Source organism: Lysobacter antibioticus, from assembly GCF_001442535.1.
Classification (GTDB): domain Bacteria; phylum Pseudomonadota; class Gammaproteobacteria; order Xanthomonadales; family Xanthomonadaceae; genus Lysobacter; species Lysobacter antibioticus.
On sequence record NZ_CP013141.1, the window covers coordinates 936,709 to 956,242 of the forward strand.

Sequence of the window (19,534 nt, forward strand, 5' to 3'; positions counted from 1 at the left end):
CGCGACGCAGCCATCGCGAAGGCACCGGTATCTTCGATCCGCCGAACGAACGCGCCGATTTATCCGCCGACCCGTACCGAGCCTTTGCCGTCTTCCTGCTCGAACACGAAGCTAAAGGCCAGGCTCACCGCGACCGCTTCTTCGCGGCCGCTGACGCAGCCCTGCTCGTCGATCGGCCGTGCCCCGGGATAGACGCAGCGGAACGCCGGGTCGAAACGCCACTGCGCCACCGCATTGCGCGCGGCTTCGACGAAGCGCGGGTCGGTCTGGGCCGGGCGCGGGCAACCGCTGGCGGCATCGTCGATCGGCTGGCTGTCCATGACCTTGCCGTCCTCGCCGATGGCCACGCGCAGGCAGATCGTCTGCGGCGGCAGGCGCTGGGCTAGCAGCATCGGCGGATACAGCGGATTGGGATTGCCGTATTCGGCCAAGGGCATCTGGAAGGTTTCGTTGTCGGCCAGTTGCATGCGCTCGCTGGCCGGCATCAGCTTGTCGATCGAGCGCACGCCGACCTGGCCGCTGCGGCTGGTCTCTTCGACCTCGGGCGGGCTCGGGTGCGTCGCGCACGCCGCCAGCAGGCTCAGGCTCAACAGCAGAAGCGACGATCGGCACGCAACCGATCCGCCCGCACGCTTGCATCGACGCTTCACACCCTGCATGGCCTTCGTCCTCGCTCAGGCTTTGCTTTCTTCCTCGATCCCGACATTCGTCGGCGCCGCGTCGTAGACCGCCTTGTCGAGCAGGCCGGTCTCCTTGGCCACCAGCACCGGCACCAGCATCTGCCCGGTCACGTTGGTCATGGTCCGCATCATGTCGAGCACGCGGTCGATCGCATACAGATAGCCGATGGTCTCCAGCGGCAGGCCGGCGGCGCTGAGCACCACGGTGGCCATGATCACCGCCGTGCCGGGCACGCCGGCGGTGCCGAAGCTGCCGAGCACCGAAGCGATCATGACGATGAAGTACTGGTCGGCGGTCAGCGGCGTGCCGGTGTACTGGGCGATGAACACCGCGCACAAGGCCGGATAGATCGCGCCGCAGCCGTCCATCTTGATGCTGGCGCCGAGCGGCGAGGCGAACGCCGCATAATCTTTATTGACGCCCAGGTTGTGGGTGATCGAACGCATCGCCACCGGCATCGCCGCGAAGCTCGACGAACTCACGAACGCCACCTGCATGCCCGGCGCGGCGCCGCGGAAGAACTTCAACGGGTTCAGCCCGTGCGCGAGCAACAGGCCGCTGTAGACCACGACGATATGCAGGGCGCAGGCCAGGTACAGGGCGAACACGAAATTGCCGAGCGGCAGCAGCTTCTCGAAGCCGTAGGCGCCTACCAGCGCGGCGATCAGGCCGAAGGTGCCGATCGGGGTGACTTCGAGCACGAAGCGGGTGACCTGGATCATCAGGTCGCTGGTCTCGCCGACCAGCTTGCGCACCCCGGCGACTTTCTCGCCGAGCTTGACCATCGCAAAGCCGAGTAAACCGGCAAAGAAGATCACCGGCAGGATCGAGCCCTTGCCGGCCGCGAGCACGGTCTCGCCGGCGGCGTTCTTGGTCGTGCCGATGCCGGTCAGGGCGTAGAAGGGATTGCTCGGCACCACGTCGAGCAGCACCTTGGTCACGCTGGGCACGTCGCGCGGCTTGTAACCGCTGTCGATCGCCAGCCCCATTACGCCGCTGCCGGGCTGCAACACGGTGCCGACCGCCAGGCCGATGCCGACGGCGAGGACCGCGGTGACCGCGAACCACAGGAAGGTGCGTCCGCCGAGCGCGGCGATCGACTTCTGCCCGTGCAGCGAGGCCACCGCGTTGATCACCGCGAAGAACACCAGCGGCACCGCGATCATCTTGATCAGGGTGACGTAGAGATCGCCGAGCGGGCCGAACCAGGTTTCGGCCGCGGGCCCGAAGGCCCAGCCGGCGAGCGCGCCGAGCACGAAGCCGCCGACCACGCGTTGCCAGAACGGAATGCGGAACCACGCGGAGAGCAAGGCGGTCATGACGGACTATCCAGAAGATTCGTCGGAAGACTCCGGCCGGACCAGCCCGGTGCGGAGCGAGCGGCACACCATAAACAGGTTCGATACGTCGCCGGCAAACCCTAGCGCATAAGCCGGCAACGAAATTTCATGAAGAGCGACCGCTTCGGCAAAACAGCGCGACACAGTCCGCGCTTTCATGCACGGGCCTTCGCCGGCGGCGTGCGCGAAGCCTCGACGCGGCGTCCGCGCGGCGCGGCCTTGGCCACCGGCTTCGCAGCAGGTTTCGCCGACGGCTTCCTGGTCGGTTGCGATCCCGCTGCGCCGGCCAGGATCGCCCGCAGCAGGCCGGGGAAACGCCGTTCGAGATCGTCGCAGCGCAGGGTGTTGAGATACTGCGTTCCGGATTTGACCGTGTTGACCAGGCCGGCCGAACGCAGCACGTCGAAGTGCCGCGACAAGGTCGCGCGCGGCAGTTCCTCGTCGATGCAGGCGCCGACGCAGGACACCGGATGGTCGCGGCTGAGCGAGCGGACGATGCCCAGGCGCACCGGGTCGGCCAGCGCATACAGCACGCTGGTCATCTCGATGTCGTCGATGGCGGGGTGATGCAGGGGTCTCATGGCGACAGCTTGCAACAAGCCGAGGCCTGCTGCTATGGTTTCCATAGTTCCGAATATCGGAACAACAGAATAACACATCTGTCCTCCCCAACCACCCAGCCCAGTCGTCCCTCCCCCTCCGGACACCCATCATGAGCACGCTTTCCAGCAAACCCCTGCACGGCAAGACCGCGTTCGTCACCGGCGCCAGCCGCGGCATCGGCCGCGCCATCGCTCTGCGCCTGGCCCGCGACGGCGCCCATGTCGCGATCAACTACGGCGCCTCGCGCGACGAGGCCGAAGCGGTGGCCGCCGAGATCCGCACGCTGGGCGTGAAGTCGGTCGCCATCGGCGCCGACCTCGGCTCGGTCGCGTCGATCGCCCAGGCCTACGTCGAACTCGATGCGTTCCTGCTCGACGCCACCGGCCGGCCCGGCCTCGACATCCTGGTCAACAACGCCGGCGTCGCCGTGGTCGCCACGCCCGCCGACACCACCGAGGCGCAGTTCGACCGTCTGTTCGACGTCAACGTCAAAGGCGTGTTCTTCGCCATCCAGCAGGCCGCGCCGCGTCTCAACGAAGGCGGCCGCATCGTCAACATCTCCTCGCTCTCGACCCGCGTCGCCACCGCGGGCCTGGCCGCCTACGCCGCCAGCAAGGGCGCGCTCGAAACCCTGACCCTGCAGCTCGCGCCCGAGTTCGCCGCGCGCGGCATCACCGTCAACAACGTCTCGCCCGGCGCCATCGAAACCGTCATGAACACCTTCCTGCAGGAAGACGCCGGCCGCACCGCGATTTTGCAAAGCCAGGCGATCCAGCGGGTGGGCCAACCGGAGGACATCGCCGATGCGGTAGCCTTCGTCGCCTCGCACGAGGGCCGCTGGCTCACCGGCACCACGCTCGATGCTAGCGGCGGCAGTCATTTATAAGCCGAGATTCGAGATTCGGGAGTAGTGATTCGTCGCACCGGCGCTCCTGCTCCCACGCTCTTGCCCCTGCCAATCCCGAATCCCTACTCCCGAATCGCGAAACAATGAACAAACCCCTGTTCTCTCTCCTGCTCGGCGCCTTCGCGCTCGGCTCGGCCGAATTCGGCACGGTCGGGCTGATTCCGTCGCTGAGCCATCAACTGCACCGCAGCAGCGACGAGCTCGGTTGGCTGGTGGCGATCTACGCCATCGGCGTGACCATCGGCGCGCCGCTGCTGACGCGGTTGCTGCAGCGCTACGACGCCCGCCTGACCCTGGCGGTGTCGATGGCCCTGGCCGGAGTGCTGACCGTGCTCGCTTCGGCCAGCGAGCATTTCGGCCTGCTGTTGATCGCGCGCCTGTTGCTCGGCGCCAATCACGGCCTGTTCTTCTCGTTGGCGATGCCCTTGGCCGGCAAGCTCAGCCCGCGCTCGACCATCGAGGGCATGTCCCAGGTGGTGTCCGGCCTGACCATCGCCATCGTGCTGAGCATCCCGATCATGGGATTCGTCAGCGATCACTATCACTGGCAAGCGACGTTCTGGCTGCTCGGCGCCAGCTATTTCGTCGCCGCGGCGGCGATGTGGCGCTGGATACCGGCGCGTGCGGGCAGCCGCGATATCGACTCGCAGCAAGTCAGTTTCGTCGCAGTGATCTCCAACCCGCGCGTGCTGTCGGCGTTGATGAAGATCGTCCTGCTGTTCGGCGGCTACTTCATCGCCTACACCTACCTGCCCAAGCTCATCATCGATTCGCTCGGCTACAGCCAGGACACCGCCAACCTGCTGCTGTTGCTGTTCGGCATCGGCGTGGTGCTGGGCAACCATGTCGGCGGCATCGCCGCGGCGCGCTTTGGGGTGTCGCGCACGATCGGCTTCAACTACGCGCTGATCGCGGCCTTGTTCCTGGCGATTTATTTCCTGATCGGCCTGCCCTCGGCGGCCTACGCCGGCATCCTGGTGCTCGGCCTGTTCGCGATGAGCGCGACGCCGTCGCTGGGTCACTACGGCATCGAAGTGTCGCGCCGTCTGATTCCGGGTTCGGCCGAGATCGCCTCCAGCCTGACCGTGTCGGGCTACAACATCGGCATCGCCCTGGGCTCGCTGATCGGCGGCGTAGTGCTGCGCCAGGTCGGGCTCAACCAGATCCTGGTGGTCGCCGCGTTCGTGATCGGGCTGGGGCTGGTGGTGAATTTCCTCGAACACCGTGCCGACCGGCGCCTGGATATGGCGATCTGATCGAGACGGTTTCGCAGGCCGGCGTCGGCGCGGCCTGCGGGTCGGCAGCGTCGTCGCCGAAGGGTCGCCACAGCCACGACGCCATCGCCTGCGACCGCCGCGCCAACCCCGCCTCCAGGCGGACCGCCACGACCGGCAAAGGCGATGGCCCAGGCACATTTCCGGCAATCGTAAATGCCGTCACAGACCCGGGGCATAATCGCCGGCTAGCCATCCCAAGCCGGCCGTCCATGTCCAAGCTGCGTTCCGCTTCCGTCCTTCTCGTTCCCGCGCTGCTCAGCGCCTGCGCCGCCTCGGCGCCGACGCGCAGCGACGCACCGGCGACGCACGGCGTCGCCATCGACGTCCCCGCGATCCAACACCCGCAAGGCGAGACGCCGGCCTGGTGGTATCGCGACGGCGCCGCCCAGGCCGCGCAACGCGGCGCCATCGGCGGCAAGGCCAAGAACGTCATCCTGTTCGTCGGCGACGGCATGAGCCTGACCACGGTGGCCGCCGCGCGCATCCTGGCCGGCCAGCTCAAGGGCGCGCCCGGCGAAGAAAACCGCTTGAGCTGGGAACGCTTCCCCTCGACCGCGCTCAGCAAGACCTACAACACCGATTCGCAGACGCCCGATTCGGCCGGCACCATGAGCGCGATGGCGACCGGGGTGAAGACCCGCGCCGGCGTGCTCAGCATCGGCCAGCAGGCCGCGCGCGGCGATTGCGCCGGCGCGTTGGCGGCGCCGATGCTGACCCTGTGGGAACTCGCCGCGAGCAGCGGCCTGGCCACCGGCGTGGTCACCACCACCCGCGTCACCCATGCCACCCCCGGCGCGACCTTCAGCCATTCGGCCGATCGCAACTGGGAAAACGACATGGATCTGCCGGAGAAGGCCAAGGCCGAAGGCTGCGCCGACATCGCCCGGCAGATGATCGAATCGCCCTACGGCACCGGCCCGGACGTGTTGCTCGGCGGCGGCCGCGGCAACTTCATGACCGTCGAACAGCGCGACCCGGAATACGACGACAAAGTCGGCCAGCGCCTCGACGGCCGCGACCTGGTTGCGACCTGGAAGCAGCGCCACCCCGGCGGCACCTATGTCTGGAACGCCGAACAATTCGCCGCGGCGCCGAAGGACCAGCCGCTGTTCGGCCTGTTCGAACCCGACCACATGCAGTTCTCGCACGACCGCCCGCAGGACGGCGCCGGCGAACCCTCGCTCGCCGAGATGACCACCGCGGCGATCGAGCGCCTCAAGCGCATCAAGGGCGACAACGGCTTCGTGCTGCTGGTCGAAGGCGGACGCATCGACCACGCCCACCACCTCGGCAACGCCTACCGCGCCCTCACCGACACCATCGCGCTGAGCGAAGCGGTCGAAGCCGCGAACCGGGCGACCTCGGCCGACGACACCCTGATCCTGGTCACCGCCGACCACTCGCATACCTTGAGCTTCGTCGGCTACCCGGTGCGCGGCAACCCGATGCTCGGCAAGGTGCGCGGCAGCAGCGGCGAAGAAGGCGACCCGGGCGATTACGCCCGCGACGCGCTCGGCATGCCCTACACCACCCTCAGCTACAGCAACGGCCCCGGTTACGTCGGCGCCAGCGCGCAGCAGCCCGAAGGCCCGCACCGCTACCCGCACACCGTCAGCGGCACCCAGATGGCCGAGAAGGGACGCCCGGACCTGAGCAAGGTCGACACCGAGCATCCCGACTACATGCAGGAAGCGCTGGTGCCGACCAACGCCGAGACCCACGGCGGCGACGACGTCGGCATCTGGGCGCGCGGCCCCGGCAGCGACGCCGTGCGCGGCAGCGTCGAGCAGAACACGATCTATCACTTCATGCTGCAGAGCATGCCGAAGCTGCGCGCTGCGCTGTGCGCCAAGGGCGATTGCGACGCGAACGCGATTCCGCTGACGCTGCCGAAGGCGGACGATTTCAAGAATCGCTGAGGCGTAGCGCAAATCCCCCCTGCCCCTTTTCAAAGGGGGAACAGCAAGAGCAAGGCGCAGGGCGCGCGACCGAACGCCCTCTCGCATCGCTTACGCTCAGCCCCTTCTTCGGGGCGAACAACAAAACGGCGACCTGCCAGCAGGTCGCCGTTTTTCGTTACCAGGTCACCAGCGTCGGCCCGCTTTTACGATTCCCGATTCCCGATTCCCGATTCCCGCCTCCCGCCTCCCGCCTCAAAACGGCTTAGCCAACACCAGCCAGACGATCGCGATCAGGGCGAACACCGGGATCTCGTTGAAGATGCGCAGAGTGCGCGAGGACGGCAGCGCGCGGCCCTGGTCGACGCCCTTGAGCCAGCGGCCGGTGACGATGTAGAAGGCCAGCATCGCCGCGACCACGGTCAGCTTGGCGTGCAGCCAGCCGCCGCTCATGTGGAACACGAACCAGAGCACGCCGCCGAGGATCGCGGCGACGCCGAACATGATGTGGCCGAAGCGGTACAGGCGCCGGCCCATCAGCACCAGGCGCGCGCGCACCGCCGGCTCGTCGCCGGCCTCGGCCAGGTTGACCAGGATCCGCGGCAGGTAGAACACCGAGCCCATCCAGGCCATTACGAACACGAGATGGAAGGTCTTGGTCCACAGATAGGCATTCATGCGCGGGCGTCCTGAAGTCGGCTGGCGGTACTGGCGGTACTGGCGGGCGGAGTCGATGGCGAAACCATCGCACGGACCGCCGGCGCGCATCGCGCCGCGTCCTGTCCGCCGGCCGGGCGCGATAGGATGCCACGCTCCACGCAACGCCGACGCCCACATGAGCAAACAGTACGACCGCGACTACTTCCAGCGCTGGTACCGCGACCCGGCCCTCAAGGACCAGGCCATCGGCGGCAGCGCCCGCCTCGCGCGCAAGGTCGCGCTGGCCGTGGCCACGGCCGAATACCACCTCGAACGCCCGCTGCGCAGCGTGCTCGACATCGGCTGCGGCGAAGGGCCGTGGCGGGCGCCGCTGCTGAAGCTGCGGCCGCGCGCGAGCTATCTGGGCTTCGACAGCAGCGAGTACGCGATCGGCCGCTACGGCCGCAGCCGCAACCTGCACCTGGCGCGCTTCGGCGACTTCGAGTTCCTGCGCCCCAGCGCGCCGGTCGACTTGCTGATCTGCAGCGATGTGCTGCACTACCTGGACACGCGCGAACTCGACCGCGGCCTGTCCGGCCTGGCCGAACTCTGCGGCGGCGTCGCCTTCCTGGAAACCTTCAGCCGCGAGGATGGCATCGAGGGCGATACGGTCGGCTTCAAGCGCCGCCCGGCCAAGTTCTATCGCGAACGCTTCGCCGCCCAAGGGTTCGCCAGCCTGGGCTCGCACCTGTGGCTGGCGCCCGACCTGCGCGGCGGCACCGCGGCTTTGGAAACCGCTGAGTGAAGCACTTGGCCCCGGGGTAGGAGCGGCGCAGGCCGCGACCGCGAATCCGCAACCACGACGTCAGCGGGAACCATGACGGTCGCGGCTCGTGCCGCTCCTGCAAGGCCATCAACCGGCACGCCGCGCGTCTCAGCCCATCCTGGAACGCCGGTCGCACTCGCTCGGGCCATTCACGCGACCGCCATCCCAATCCGCTATGCTGCGGCGCAGCAAACCACCCGGGCCGGAGCCTCCACGCTCCGGCCTCAGGCCGTACCGCCACAGTCGTAACGTCACAGAGAGTCCCATCCGATGCTGCTTTATCAGATGCATGAACTCGGCCGTGCCTGGATGGCGCCGATGACCTACTGGGCCGAAGCCGGCGCGAAGATGTTCGCCGCGCCCGGCAGTTGGCTCTCGGCCGTGCCCGGCGCCTCGCGCCTGGCCGCCGGTTACGAACTGCTGTACCGGGTCGGCAAGGATTACGAGAAGCCCGAGTTCGGCATCCACTCGATCCAGATCGACGGCAACGCCTATCCGGTGATCGAGCGCGAGATGCAGCGCAAGCCGTTCTGCCGGCTGCTGCGCTTCAAGCGCTATGCCGACGACGCCGACAACATCGCCGAGCTCAAGGACGATCCGCCGGTGCTGGTGGTCGCGCCCTTGTCCGGCCACCACAGCACCCTGCTGCGCGACACGGTCAAGACCCTGCTGCGCGACCACAAGGTCTACATCACCGACTGGGTCGACGCGCGCATGGTGCCGGCCGAGGACGGCGCCTTCACCCTCGACGACTACGTCGCCTACATCCAGGATTTCATCCGCCTGATCGGCGCCGAGACCCTGCACGTGATCAGCGTCTGCCAGCCGACCGTGCCGGTGCTCGCCGCGGTCTCGCTGATGGCTGCGCGCGGCGAAGCCACGCCGCGTTCGCTGGTGATGATGGGCGGCCCGATCGACACCCGCGAAAGCCCGACCCAGGTCAACGATCTCGCCGTGCACAAGCCGTTGTGGTGGTTCGAGGGCAACCTGATCCACCACGTGCCGGCCAATTTCCCCGGCCGCGGCCGCCGCGTCTACCCGGGCTTCCTGCAGCACGGCGGTTTCGTCGCGATGAACCCGGAACGGCATTTCCAGTCGCACTGGGATTTCTACCAGGACCTGGTCAAGGGCGATCTCGAAGACGCCGACTCGCATCGCCGTTTCTACGACGAGTACAACGCCGTGCTCGACATGCCGGCCGAGTACTACCTCGACACCATCCGCGTGGTGTTCCAGGAGCACCTGCTGCCGCGCGGCCTGTGGGACGTCGCCGGCGAACGGGTGAATCCGGGCGCGATCAAGAACACCGCCCTGCTCACCATCGAAGGCGAGCTCGACGATATTTCCGGCCAGGGCCAGACCCGCGCCGCGCACACCCTGTGCACCGGCGTGGCCGAAGCCGACCGCGAGCACCTGACCATCCTCGGCGCCGGCCATTACGGCATCTTCAGCGGCCGCCGCTGGCGCGAGCAGGTCTATCCGCAGGTACGCAAGTTCATCGCCAAGTACGCAGCCTGAGCTTTCCCGCGCCAAAGCGCGCACCGCCGCCGCAACCCGAGCCCGATGCCATGCATCGGGCTTTTTTTGCAAGAACCCCGCCGATTCGCACGGAAAAACTGTCGACTGCGTAGCAAACGCGGCCGTCGCCGCCAGGACCCGGCGAATTTTGCGGATAGAGTCTGCGCTGAGGCCCGCTGAAGGATCGCCGCGCCCCACCGAACGCTGCCTGTGCAGTCGCCCTCGCTTCGAGGCCGCATCGAATCAGCTCGGCGAACAAGGACCACGCGAACCGGCCACGCCGTTCGCGACATGCCAGGAAGGCCCAATGCCGCATCGCATCGTTCCCTCGCCATCGCCCGTCGCAACGCCGACGCGTCGCGTTGCGCCACCCCGCGCGCTCGTCGCAAGCGCGATCGCCGACTGCGATTGCGCGCTCCTACGTCCCGTCGCAAGGAATGGCGCCCTGTCCGCGCCCTTGCCCCGGATCGTGCTTCATCCCTCGACTCGTTCCATGGCCCCCGACTCAAGGAGAACCGCATGAAATTCGCCACCGTTTCCGCCGTCCTGTCCGCCCTGATGCTGTGCTCGGGTGCGGCCTCCGCCGCCACCCCGGCCTGCCAGTCCGCTCGCATCCAAGTCGAGATCAGCCACATCCAACGCGTCCAGGCCTGCACCACGCAAGGCCCGAACAGCCCGATCTGCCAGCAGCACCAGCAGGTCGAGAACGTCTACTGGCAGCTGATGGATGCGCAATGCCCGGCGCCGACGCCGCAGTGTTCGGTCAACCGCCAGATGTACAACATCGTTTCGCAGCAACGCGCGATGAAGTGCCAGCAAGCCGGCTCGTCGACCGACCCGGTCTGCCAGGCCGCGATGCAGCAGGAGCAGGCCAGCTTCCTGCAGGTCAAGCTCAGCTGCTTCCTGCAGTGATGCGCGACCTGCTTCACGCGCCTCAACCGCGAACGAATCGCAGCCACGACGCTTGAGCGGCGCTCTACGAACACGCCTCTCACATCGCCCCCTGGAGAGGGGGCGAGCGCCCGACATGAGCACGAAGCCCGATGGAGGTGTCGGCGCGGGGATTTGCTGTTCGGTGCGATGCGTGCGGCTAAGCAAAAGCAAATCCTCCCTTTTCAAAGGGGGGAACAGCAACAGCAAAACCAGAAGCCAAAAACCAAAAAAGACCAAAGCTAACGGGCCGGAACGAGCTGGTTGCGGATGGACGCCCGAACGCAACGAAGCCGGCATCGGGCCGGCTTCGTTGCGTTCGGGACCGCGGCAACAACCGCGACATGGAGCGGGTTATCAGCTCGAGCGCACCAGCAGATGCTTGGCGAGCTGGCCATGGAACTTGCCGACGAAGCGGGCGATGTGCAGGGTCGCGAACACGGTCAGCACGCCGAGGATCATCACCACCGGCCAGGCCCACGGCTCGCCTTGCGCCAGCAGGTCGATGCCATCGATGTTGACGGTGCCGTACTCGAAGCCGAACAAACGCGCGATCGGCAGGAATACCAGGGTCAGGCCGATGCTCAAACCGGTCACCGCGACGGTGAAGTAGGCGATGCCGAGCGGCAGCATCAGCAGCATGTAGATCAAGGTGCCCCAGGTGCGCGGGTCGGTGAACATGTCCTTGATGCGCTCCAGGATCGGCCGTTCGCGGTTGTGATACAGCGGCCTGCGCGGCATGCGTTCGCCGAGCATCACCTCGACCAGGCGGCCCTCGACCAGCGACAGGATCCGCACCGAGCCCACAAACAGGATCAACAGCGGGATGCCGACGATCAGCACCAACATGCCCAGCGACATCGACAGACCGGTGCTCACCCAGGTGAAGTAGAAGATGCCGGTCGCCAGCGAGAACAGCATGTAGAACAGCGCGGCGTAGGTGCGCGGTTCGGCGGCCACGCCGAAGAAGCGCCCGAGCAGCGACCGACGCCGCTTCGCTGCCGGCGGCCGCAGCGCGGTCTGTACCTTGATCTCGGTGTCGCGGTAGATCTCGGCGACCTCGTCGGGCGCTCCGTAGCTGCCGGCGACTGCGGCGATCACCTCGGCCTCGCTCTGGCCCGGGTTCTCGGCCATCTCCGAGCGCAGGTATTCCTCTGCGTCGTACAGCGCGTCCTGGATCAAGGCCTTGTCGGCGCCGGCCAAGGCCGCACGCAGGCGATCCAGGTAGTCCGGTATCGACTGCGGCAGCGCGCTGTCGGGCCGGGCGAAGGAGCCGGTGGTGGCGGTGGTGTTCATAGTGCTAGCCCCTGAAGGACGGAATCGACGGAATCGCGGGTGGCGCGCCAGGCCATGACCCATTCGCGCAGCACGGACAGTCCGGTTTCGGTGATGCGGTAGTAACGGCGCGGCGGGCCGGTCACCGAGGGCTCGACGTGGCTGTCGAGCAGGCCGCCGGCGCCGAGGTTGCGCAACACCGGGTACAGCGCGCTCTGTTTGCCGCTGAGCACGCCCTCGCCTTCGCGTTCGAGGCGCTTGGCGATCTGGTAGCCGTACATCGGCTCGGCGGCCGAGGCCAAAACCGCCAACAGGGCCAGCGAGACGGTGCCGGCACTGAGCTCTTTCTGGAACTTTCGCAGCTGGTTATCGAAGTCGGTCATGTCGCTCTCCGCTATCGTTGAGGTCAGACTAGTGCGAAGTTCGGTATAGCGAATGTGCCGATAGTCACCGGGACGAGTCGCAGGGCCGCTTTCCGCTCGGCGGGCTGGGGTAGGCTGCGGCGACCCGGCCGCGCCGCGCCCCGGCCCAACGACGCCATCGACGAGGTCCCGCCCACACCATGGAACCGCACCGAGCCGACCCCGCCCCGATCGCCCTGCTGCACCGCCTCGCCGGCGCCTGGTCCGGGCCCGAGCGCAGCGCCGATGCCCCCCCGGACGCGGCCTCGCTCGGCCACGGCCACTACCGGATCGCCCTCGACGGCGGCGCGCTGATCCAGGACTACCGCCAGGAACGCGACGGCCAGACCGTGTTCCGCGCCCACGGCGTGTTCGTGGTCGAACCCGGCAGCGACCAGGTGCTGTGGTGGTGGTTCGACTCGCTGGGCTATCCGGCCACGCCGGCGCGCGGGCGCTGGTGCGGCGACAGCCTGCATTTCGACAGGGTCACCCGGCGCGGCGAATCGCGCTATCGCTACGAACTCGACGGCGAGCGCCACCGCTTCGTCATCGAGCACCGCTTCCCGGGCGAAACCGACTTCGCCGAATTCATGCGCGGCGACTACACTCGCCAGCCCTGACAGGAGATCGCCCGATGCGTTCGATGCCGCAAACCGCCCTGCTGAGCCTGTTGACCGTCGCCGTGCTGCAGACCGCAGCGGCGCAGACCCCGGCGCGTCCGATGCAGGAGATCCTCGACGCCAGCCAGCCCGCCGACTGGCGCCCCCTGGACCCGAAGAACACCTTGTACGTCGAGCTGCCGCGCGGCCGCGTGGTGATCGAGCTGGCGCCGCAGTTCGCGCCGGCCCACGTCGCCAACATCCGCGCGCTGGCCACCAATCAGTACTGGAACGGCCTCAGCATCAACCGCTCGCAGGACAACTACGTCGTGCAATGGGGCGACGCGAATGCCGAGGACGCGGCCACGCGCAAGCCCTATGGCCGCGGCGTCAAGCCGAAGCTGCCGGCCGAATTCGCCCGCAAGAGCCAGGGCCTGGCGATGACCGTGTTGCCGGACGCCGACGGTTGGGCGGCCGAGGCCGGCTTCGTCGCCGGCTTCCCGGCCGCGCGCGATTCGGCCAATGGTTCGAGCTGGCTCGCCCATTGCTACGGCACCGTCGGCGCCGGCCGCGACATGGCCGCCGATTCCAGCAACGGCACCGAGCTGTACGTGGTGACCGGGCAATCGCCGCGCCACCTCGACCGCAACATCACCACGGTCGGGCGCGTGGTCAAGGGCATCGAGCTGTTGTCGTCGCTGCCGCGCGGCACCGGCAACCTGGGCTTCTACGAGACCCCGGCCGAGCGCACGCCGATCCGTGCGATCCGCCTGGCCGCCGACGTGCCGAAGGCCGAACGCGCCAACCTGGAAGTGTTGCGCACCGATACGCCGCTGTTCGCCGAGCTGGTCGAATCGCGTCGCAACCGCCGCGACGATTGGTACAAGCAGCCGGCCGGCCACATCAACATCTGCAACGTGCCGCTGCCGGTGCGCGAGCAAACCGCGCAGGCCGCGGCGCAGCCGTCCAAGGCAAAGACCAAGGGCAAGAAGAAATAAGCTCGCATCGACGGCGCCGGGTCTTGCACGGCCGGCGCCGTTCGGCGCCGGCCTCAGCCATGTTCCGCGCCATTCGGCGCCGGCCTCAACCGTGTTCCGCGCCGTTCGGCGCCGCCTCAGTCGTGTTCGGCGCCGTTCGGCGCCGGCCTCAGTCCTTCTCGGGCCCGCGCGACAGCGGCTTGGCGCTGGCGCCGCGCTCCAGCGCCTGCGGTTGGAACAGGCACATCCGCACCACGTCGTGGTAGCGGCCGTCGCTGAAGAATTCGTCGATCAACACGCCTTCGCGCTGGAACCCGGCCTGCTCGTAGATCGAGATCGCGCGCGAATTGTCGACGTCGACCAGCAGATAAAGCTTGTACAGATTCAGCACGCGGAAAGCGTAGTTGATCGCCATGTCGGTGGCCGCGCGCGCGTAACCGCGGCGCTGCTGTTCCGGCGAGATCATGATCAGGAATTCGGCGCGCCGGTGCAGGTGGTCGATCTCGACCAGCTCGACCAGCCCGACCCGCTCTTGCGAGCTGTCCTGGACGATGAAGCGGCGCTCGGACTGGTCGTGGATATGCTTGCGGTACAGCTCTTCGAGTTCGACGAAGGACTCGTAGGGCTCTTCGAACCAATAACCCATCACGCTGCGGTTGTTGTTGAGCACATGGACGAAATGCAGGTCGCCGCGCTCCAGCGGACGCAGGGTGACGCTCGGCACGGGATGCTCGTCGGCGGAGGTCGTAGTCATGGCCGTTACCCTACTCCACCGGCATGCAGCCGGTGTGACGTTTTACCCACGTTGCGCATCGCAATAGGCGGACCGATGGCGACGTTTCACATCGCCTTAGCCGTCGGCTGCCTAGCCTGCGGACTCCCCCCTGCGCGAAGGTTCCGCCATGCCCCTGCTCAGACTGCGCATCACCGGCAACGAGAACGACGCGCGCGCCATCGGCAACCTGCTGTCGAGCCTGGAAGGCATCGAACACGTCGAGGAAGTCGCCGACCTGATGCCGCATATGGACGACTCCGATTCCAGTTCCGCCGGCCTGCCCGACGACGCCGGCCCCGGCGTGCACGAATTGGAGGTCGACGCGCCCAACGCTTCCACCGCGAACAAGGTCCGCGAAGCGGTGGAAGCGCTGGCCTTCGACCTGGACGTGCTGGTCGAGTTCGAAACCGACGAAGAACGTTGAGCCGGCGCTTGCGGCGATAGCGGGCGCAGCGCCGGCCCGAAGGCCGGCGGCATCGCCGCCTCAGGCCTTGCGACGCTTGCGCAGCGTGCGGCGGATGAGCCACACCAGCGGCAGCAATACCGCCAGCACCGGCAACAACACCGCGAAGGCGCGGATCAGGAACGCGATAACCGCCGCGACGATGCCGCCGAAATCGCGGAAGGCTTCGCCGATTTCGCTGCGGCTGGCCTGGGCGCGGGTGGTCTCGAAGTTGAAGGTCACCAACTGGGTGGCGATGCGCCGCTGCTGTTGCGCGGCCTCCTGCTGAGCGCCCTGCAACTGCGCCTCGATCTCGGCGATGCGGTTCGACAAAGTCAGCACGTCGGCGACCTTGAGGTCCTTGCGGTCCTGGAACTCGAGCAAGCGCGCGTGCTCTTTCTGCAAGCGGTCCTGCAACATGGTGTTGTTGCGCACCGCGGTGGCCAGATCGTCGGCCTGGATGCTGCGTTCGCTGATTTCATCGCCCTTGCCGGCCAATGCGATCAGAGGCTCGACGCCCTCGGGCACGATGCGCACCTGCAGGGTCGCACTCGGCTCGTCGCCGCCGCTCTGGTTCATGCCGAGCACCGCGCAGGCACCGAGCTTGCCGCCGTTGCAGGCCGCCTGCACGGCCTGGGCCTGGGTCGCGATGCGCTCGCCCGGCAGGCGGATCCGCAGCCGGTGTTCGTAGGCCAGCAGCACGCCGAGATCGGCCTTGGCCGGCGACGGCGCCGAGCCGCCGGCATCGGGCTTGCTCAGGTCGGCCATCGGCACCGCGGCCGACTCTTCCATGGTCGCGGCGTTGTGCTTGCTGCACGCGCCGAGCAGTCCCACCGCCAACGTCGCGGCCAGCAGCCGCTTCGCAAATCCATACGCCATGATCCGTTCTCCCTGTTGTCCGTGATCCGTTCGGCCCACGCACTATGCCACCGCGGCCGGGGGCGCAGCGGGTTTGCGCTGGGCGCCATGACGATGGCTAACGTCGGGCCGCCTCCATCGGGGTTGAACACCCCTCGGAAACACAGCAAAGACTGGACAGCAGTGCCGCGGTAAAGCACTGGATTTCCGCTTTCGCGGGAACGACGATGGGTAGATCCCGCTGGGTCTGTCCAACCGTCATCCCCGCGAAGGAGAGGGTGAATGGATGCGCTTGCGAGCCACTGGCTCGCGCATCCATGAACGCCAGGGCGCGATGCGCCCTGGCCGGGCCGTAGAGACTTCAGAGCGATGCCTCGGTAAACCCCGGGTGGTCGCCGTCGCGGGAACCACGGCAGGCGGGTTACGCCACCCGCCTATCGACCATCATTCCCACCTAGGCACGCCGATCAGAACTTGTGCTTGAACCCCACGGTGACGAAGCGGCCCAAGGCGTCGTACTGGCTGATGTCGTAGGGCAACGCACCGCCGGCGGGATCGAACGGCGGGTCCTTGTCGGCGAGGTTCTGCACCGACACATACAAGGTGGTGTCGCGCAGGCCTTCGTAGCCCAGGTACAGATCGAACTGATGATGGTCGTCGACCTTGGCGTCCAGGCCCGGGTTGCTGCGCGCATCGACGACCTGCTGCCGGTAGCCGCCGATATAACGCCACGACAGCTGCGCGTTCCAGTCGCCGCGGCCATAGGCCAGCGAGGTGATGCCGCGCCACTTCGGCAGCGCGCCGAAGCGGTTGCCGCCGGCGCCTTCGAGCGCGCTCTGGCCGGCCACCTGCGGTTGCTCGTAGCTCAGCAGGCGGGTCCAGGTGCCGTCGAGGGTCCAGTCGGCCTGGCCGGCATGCCAGACCTTGCGGCCTTCGATGTCGAAGCCGGTCGTGGTCAGGGTGCCCTGGTTGGCGTAGCGGTTCTCGACCAGTTGCAGGCGGCCCTGCGCATCGCGGGTGACCCGACCGGGATGGGTCTGCGGGTTGGAGACCACGAACTGGACGTTGTCCGGCGCGATCAAATCGTCCTGGCGGATCCGGTACAGGTCCACGCCGAGGCTGGTGTCGGCGTCCGGCGCCCACAACACGCCGAGGTTGATGTTGCTGGAGCGCTCGGCCTTGAGGTCGGGGTTGCCGGCACGCAGGATCGTCACGCCGCGCGAGGCGCCCGGCTGCACCGGATCGTAGGGGTCGATCACGCTGCCGTAGCTGATCGTGGTGCTCTGCGCGATCTCCGGCAACGACGGCGCGCGGAAGCCGCGCGACGCGTTGAAGCGCAGCAGCCAATCGTCGCTGGCCTGCCAGCGGATGCCGAGCTTGGGCGAGAACGCGCTGCCGAAGTCGTCGTAGTGATCGCCGCGGCCGGCCAACTGCACTTCGACCTGCTGCCAGGGCTTGAGGCTGAGTTCGAAGAACGCCGCCGACACGCGGCGGCTGCCGTCGATCAGGTTGATCGCCGGGCGCAGTTCGGTGCCCGACAGCACCTGCGGGCTGGTGCGCGCGTCCTGGGCCTCGTCGCGGAATTCCACGCCCGCTGCCACACCCACGTCGCCGGCACGCCACTGCCACGGGAAGCCGGAGATCTTGCCGCTGACCGTGCTCAGGCGATAGGTGCCCGGACGCCGCGTCGACAGACGCAGGGCGTCGAGCGCGCCCGGCGTGCGCGAGGGGTTGAGGAAGTCGTAGCTGCCGCTGGCCAGGGTCTGCTCGAACGCGTAGCGGTTGAGAAAGTTGCGCACGTACTCGCGCTGGCGGCTTTCCGAATGGCTGGCGGCGACTTCCCAGTCCCAGGTTTCGCCGTGGCCGCGCAAACCCACCAGGGTGCGCTGGAACTGCGACTTGTTGATCTTGTAGCGCGCGCCGAGGTCGAGGAAGGAATACTCGAACGGGGTCGGCACCGCATTGGGATTGTTCGGATGCCCGACCGGCAACACCGCCGGGATGTCGACCAGGCGACCGGTGCCGCGGTCGTAGGCGCGCAGGCCGGCGCCGACCGACATCGGCGCGCTGAAATAGGTGCCGTTGTGGCTGGTGCTGTAGAGGATCTCGGCGAAACCCTGCAGCGAATCGTTGAACCACACATCGCCGGCGACCAGCGCCTGATAGCGCTCGACGTCCGGCACCAGGGTGCGGAACGGCTGGGTATTGAACGCGCAGGCATTACCCGGCAGCGGGCTGCCGAAATCGGCGTAGGGCCGCGACTGGGTGCCGGGCTGGCACGCGAACGCCACCGGTGCGCGCGGGTTCGACAGATAGGCGCCGCCCTGGGTCGACCAACCGGCGAGGCGCCCGCCGGGCTGGTCGCGATAATCGCCGTCGCGAGTCAGATCGCGCTCGTCGGCGTCGAGACGGCCGCGCTTGAACACGTCCAGGCTGAAACGCAGGCTGTAGCCGTCCTTGGCCGAATCGCCGTGGCCGGCGCGCAGGCCGAGGCTGCTCTGATCGATGCCGCCTTCGGTCGCCGCGCCATAGGCCGCATCGACTTCCAGGCCTTCGATCTTGCGGCGCAGGATCAGGTTGACCACGCCGGCGATCGCGTCGGAACCGTACAGCGCCGAGGCACCGTCCTTGAGGATTTCCACGCGCTCGATCGCGCCCAGCGGCAAGGCGTTGAGGTCGACGAAATTGTCCTGAGTGTTCTGGGCGAAACCGTAGGAGGCGACGCGATAGCCGTTGACCAGCACCAGGGTGTTCTTCTGGCTGAGGCCACGCAGCGACACGCCGGCCGAGCCATTGGCGAAGCTGCCGGTGTACTGCTCGTTGAAGCTGTTGCCGCTGTTGACGGTAAGGCTGCGCAGCAGGTCGGACACGGTGACCTTGCCGCTCTTCTCGATCTGCGCGCGATCGATCACCAACACCGGGTTGACCCCGGCCTCGTCGCTGCGCTTGAGGTGGGTGCCGGTCACTTGGACCGCATCGAGGGTGACGCCGGCCGCGGCGTCGGGTGCGGCGGCGGCATCGTCGGCCTGCGCCAGCGGCGCGGCCAGTGCGATCGAAAGTGCGAGAGCGAGGCGTCGGTAACGCACGCCGGGGCGGAACGAAACAAGAGCGAGGGACATGGGGCTTCCTGGGGACGAGTCGAAGGGAAAGACGAAAAAACGAACAAGAACGCCCGCCCGGAACGGCACGCAGCCGCTGGCGCTGCGCAAGCGCAGTACGGTCACGAGAGGGAGAGGGAATCGCGGGACGGCGTTGCCGTGCGGCCGCGTACCGATCCGGGTCGGGCGAAAGACGGTGCTGGCAGGATCAACCCGTCGCGGGCATCACCTGCCGGCTACAACGACAGCGCATCGGCATTCGCGCGATGGGTCGGGGCTGCAGCGAAGCGAACGTGGTCGCGGGCGGAGATTTCAGGATCGAAGCGGACATGGCGGCGAAGACGAACGTGAAGAGGTAGCGGACGGACGAGGCGTAGCGATGCGCGATTCAGCGGCAACACTCGCGACAGCGGCAGGCGCCCATGCAACGGGGCGATGCGGCGTGAGTTTTCGTCGGTCCTGCAGGATTCACGGTGAGGTCGTCGGCAGC

At 67.6% G+C, this 19,534-nt stretch carries 18 protein-coding genes; 9 read left to right on the forward strand and 9 right to left on the reverse strand.

What is annotated here, in order from left to right; all coding sequences use genetic code 11:
* Positions 1-59: 59 nt before the first annotated feature.
* The 3 genes from GLA29479_RS03935 to GLA29479_RS03945 form a co-directional block, all read right to left on the reverse strand.
* On the reverse strand, positions 60-590 hold the full coding sequence (locus GLA29479_RS03935; RefSeq protein WP_057970841.1) for an energy transducer TonB: 531 nt from the start codon (positions 588-590) through the stop codon (positions 60-62).
* 84 nt (positions 591-674) lie between these two features.
* Complete coding sequence (locus GLA29479_RS03940; protein ID WP_057970842.1) at positions 675-2,000, reverse strand: dicarboxylate/amino acid:cation symporter; 1,326 nt, start codon at positions 1,998-2,000, stop codon at positions 675-677.
* Positions 2,001-2,176: 176 nt separating this feature from the next.
* Entirely contained in the window at positions 2,177-2,602 is a 426-nt protein-coding gene (locus tag GLA29479_RS03945) for an ArsR/SmtB family transcription factor (protein WP_082638970.1), read from the reverse strand.
* A gap of 131 nt (positions 2,603-2,733) precedes the next feature.
* Between GLA29479_RS03945 and GLA29479_RS03950 the strand changes: the two genes are divergently transcribed.
* The 3 genes from GLA29479_RS03950 (at position 2,734) to GLA29479_RS03960 (ending at position 6,727) form a co-directional block, all read left to right on the forward strand.
* A complete protein-coding gene (locus GLA29479_RS03950) occupies positions 2,734-3,510 on the forward strand; it encodes an SDR family oxidoreductase (protein ID WP_057918785.1) in 777 nt (258 codons plus the stop codon).
* Positions 3,511-3,614: 104 nt separating this feature from the next.
* Positions 3,615-4,787 carry an MFS transporter gene (locus GLA29479_RS03955; protein ID WP_057970843.1) on the forward strand — a complete coding sequence of 391 codons (1,173 nt, stop codon included), beginning with the start codon at positions 3,615-3,617 and terminating at the stop codon, positions 4,785-4,787.
* A gap of 230 nt (positions 4,788-5,017) precedes the next feature.
* Positions 5,018-6,727, forward strand: a complete 1,710-nt coding sequence (locus GLA29479_RS03960; protein WP_057970844.1) for an alkaline phosphatase — start codon at positions 5,018-5,020, stop codon at positions 6,725-6,727.
* A 234-nt stretch (positions 6,728-6,961) separates the two neighbouring features.
* On the opposite strand, the gene GLA29479_RS03965 is transcribed toward GLA29479_RS03960, so the two are convergent.
* On the reverse strand, positions 6,962-7,384 hold the full coding sequence (locus GLA29479_RS03965; RefSeq protein ID WP_057973058.1) for a CopD family protein: 423 nt from the start codon (positions 7,382-7,384) through the stop codon (positions 6,962-6,964).
* 157 nt (positions 7,385-7,541) lie between these two features.
* On the opposite strand from GLA29479_RS03965, the gene GLA29479_RS03970 reads away from it, so the two are divergent.
* From GLA29479_RS03970 to GLA29479_RS03980, 3 genes are all read left to right on the forward strand, one after another.
* Positions 7,542-8,150 carry a class I SAM-dependent DNA methyltransferase gene (locus GLA29479_RS03970; RefSeq protein ID WP_057970845.1) on the forward strand — a complete coding sequence of 203 codons (609 nt, stop codon included), beginning with the start codon at positions 7,542-7,544 and terminating at the stop codon, positions 8,148-8,150.
* 294 nt (positions 8,151-8,444) lie between these two features.
* Positions 8,445-9,689 carry a polyhydroxyalkanoate depolymerase gene (locus GLA29479_RS03975; protein ID WP_057920151.1) on the forward strand — a complete coding sequence of 415 codons (1,245 nt, stop codon included), beginning with the start codon at positions 8,445-8,447 and terminating at the stop codon, positions 9,687-9,689.
* Positions 9,690-10,208: 519 nt separating this feature from the next.
* Positions 10,209-10,601, forward strand: a complete 393-nt coding sequence (locus GLA29479_RS03980; RefSeq protein ID WP_057918790.1) for a hypothetical protein — start codon at positions 10,209-10,211, stop codon at positions 10,599-10,601.
* A 375-nt stretch (positions 10,602-10,976) separates the two neighbouring features.
* Here the strand turns inward: GLA29479_RS03980 and GLA29479_RS03985 are convergent, their stop codons facing one another.
* Both GLA29479_RS03985 and GLA29479_RS03990 read right to left on the reverse strand, forming a co-directional pair.
* Positions 10,977-11,915: a sensor domain-containing protein gene (locus GLA29479_RS03985; RefSeq protein WP_057970846.1), complete on the reverse strand. Its 939-nt coding sequence runs from the start codon at positions 11,913-11,915 to the stop codon at positions 10,977-10,979.
* Positions 11,912-12,277, reverse strand: coding sequence for a PadR family transcriptional regulator (locus tag GLA29479_RS03990; RefSeq protein ID WP_031372897.1), 366 nt, complete (start codon positions 12,275-12,277; stop codon positions 11,912-11,914). Before GLA29479_RS03990 ends, GLA29479_RS03985 begins: the two co-directional genes overlap by 4 nt.
* A gap of 179 nt (positions 12,278-12,456) precedes the next feature.
* Here GLA29479_RS03990 and GLA29479_RS03995 point away from each other — a divergent pair, with 179 nt between their 5' ends.
* A complete protein-coding gene (locus GLA29479_RS03995) occupies positions 12,457-12,915 on the forward strand; it encodes a DUF1579 family protein (RefSeq protein WP_057970847.1) in 459 nt (152 codons plus the stop codon).
* A gap of 23 nt (positions 12,916-12,938) precedes the next feature.
* Positions 12,939-13,892, forward strand: a complete 954-nt coding sequence (locus tag GLA29479_RS04000; protein ID WP_082638971.1) for a peptidylprolyl isomerase — start codon at positions 12,939-12,941, stop codon at positions 13,890-13,892.
* Between the two features lie 148 nt (positions 13,893-14,040).
* On the opposite strand, the gene speG is transcribed toward GLA29479_RS04000, so the two are convergent.
* The gene (gene speG / locus GLA29479_RS04005) at positions 14,041-14,625 is read right to left on the reverse strand and encodes a spermidine N1-acetyltransferase (protein ID WP_057918793.1); all 585 of its coding nucleotides are present in this window, start codon (positions 14,623-14,625) and stop codon (positions 14,041-14,043) included.
* Between the two features lie 148 nt (positions 14,626-14,773).
* Here speG and GLA29479_RS04010 point away from each other — a divergent pair, with 148 nt between their 5' ends.
* Complete coding sequence (locus GLA29479_RS04010) at positions 14,774-15,070, forward strand: hypothetical protein (protein ID WP_031372893.1); 297 nt, start codon at positions 14,774-14,776, stop codon at positions 15,068-15,070.
* A gap of 60 nt (positions 15,071-15,130) precedes the next feature.
* On the opposite strand, the gene GLA29479_RS04015 is transcribed toward GLA29479_RS04010, so the two are convergent.
* Together GLA29479_RS04015 and GLA29479_RS04020 are read right to left on the reverse strand one after the other, a co-directional pair.
* The gene (locus GLA29479_RS04015) at positions 15,131-15,967 is read right to left on the reverse strand and encodes a DUF4349 domain-containing protein (protein WP_057918794.1); all 837 of its coding nucleotides are present in this window, start codon (positions 15,965-15,967) and stop codon (positions 15,131-15,133) included.
* A 446-nt stretch (positions 15,968-16,413) separates the two neighbouring features.
* Positions 16,414-19,065, reverse strand: a complete 2,652-nt coding sequence (locus GLA29479_RS04020; RefSeq protein ID WP_082638265.1) for a TonB-dependent receptor plug domain-containing protein — start codon at positions 19,063-19,065, stop codon at positions 16,414-16,416.
* Positions 19,066-19,534 lie beyond the last annotated feature (469 nt).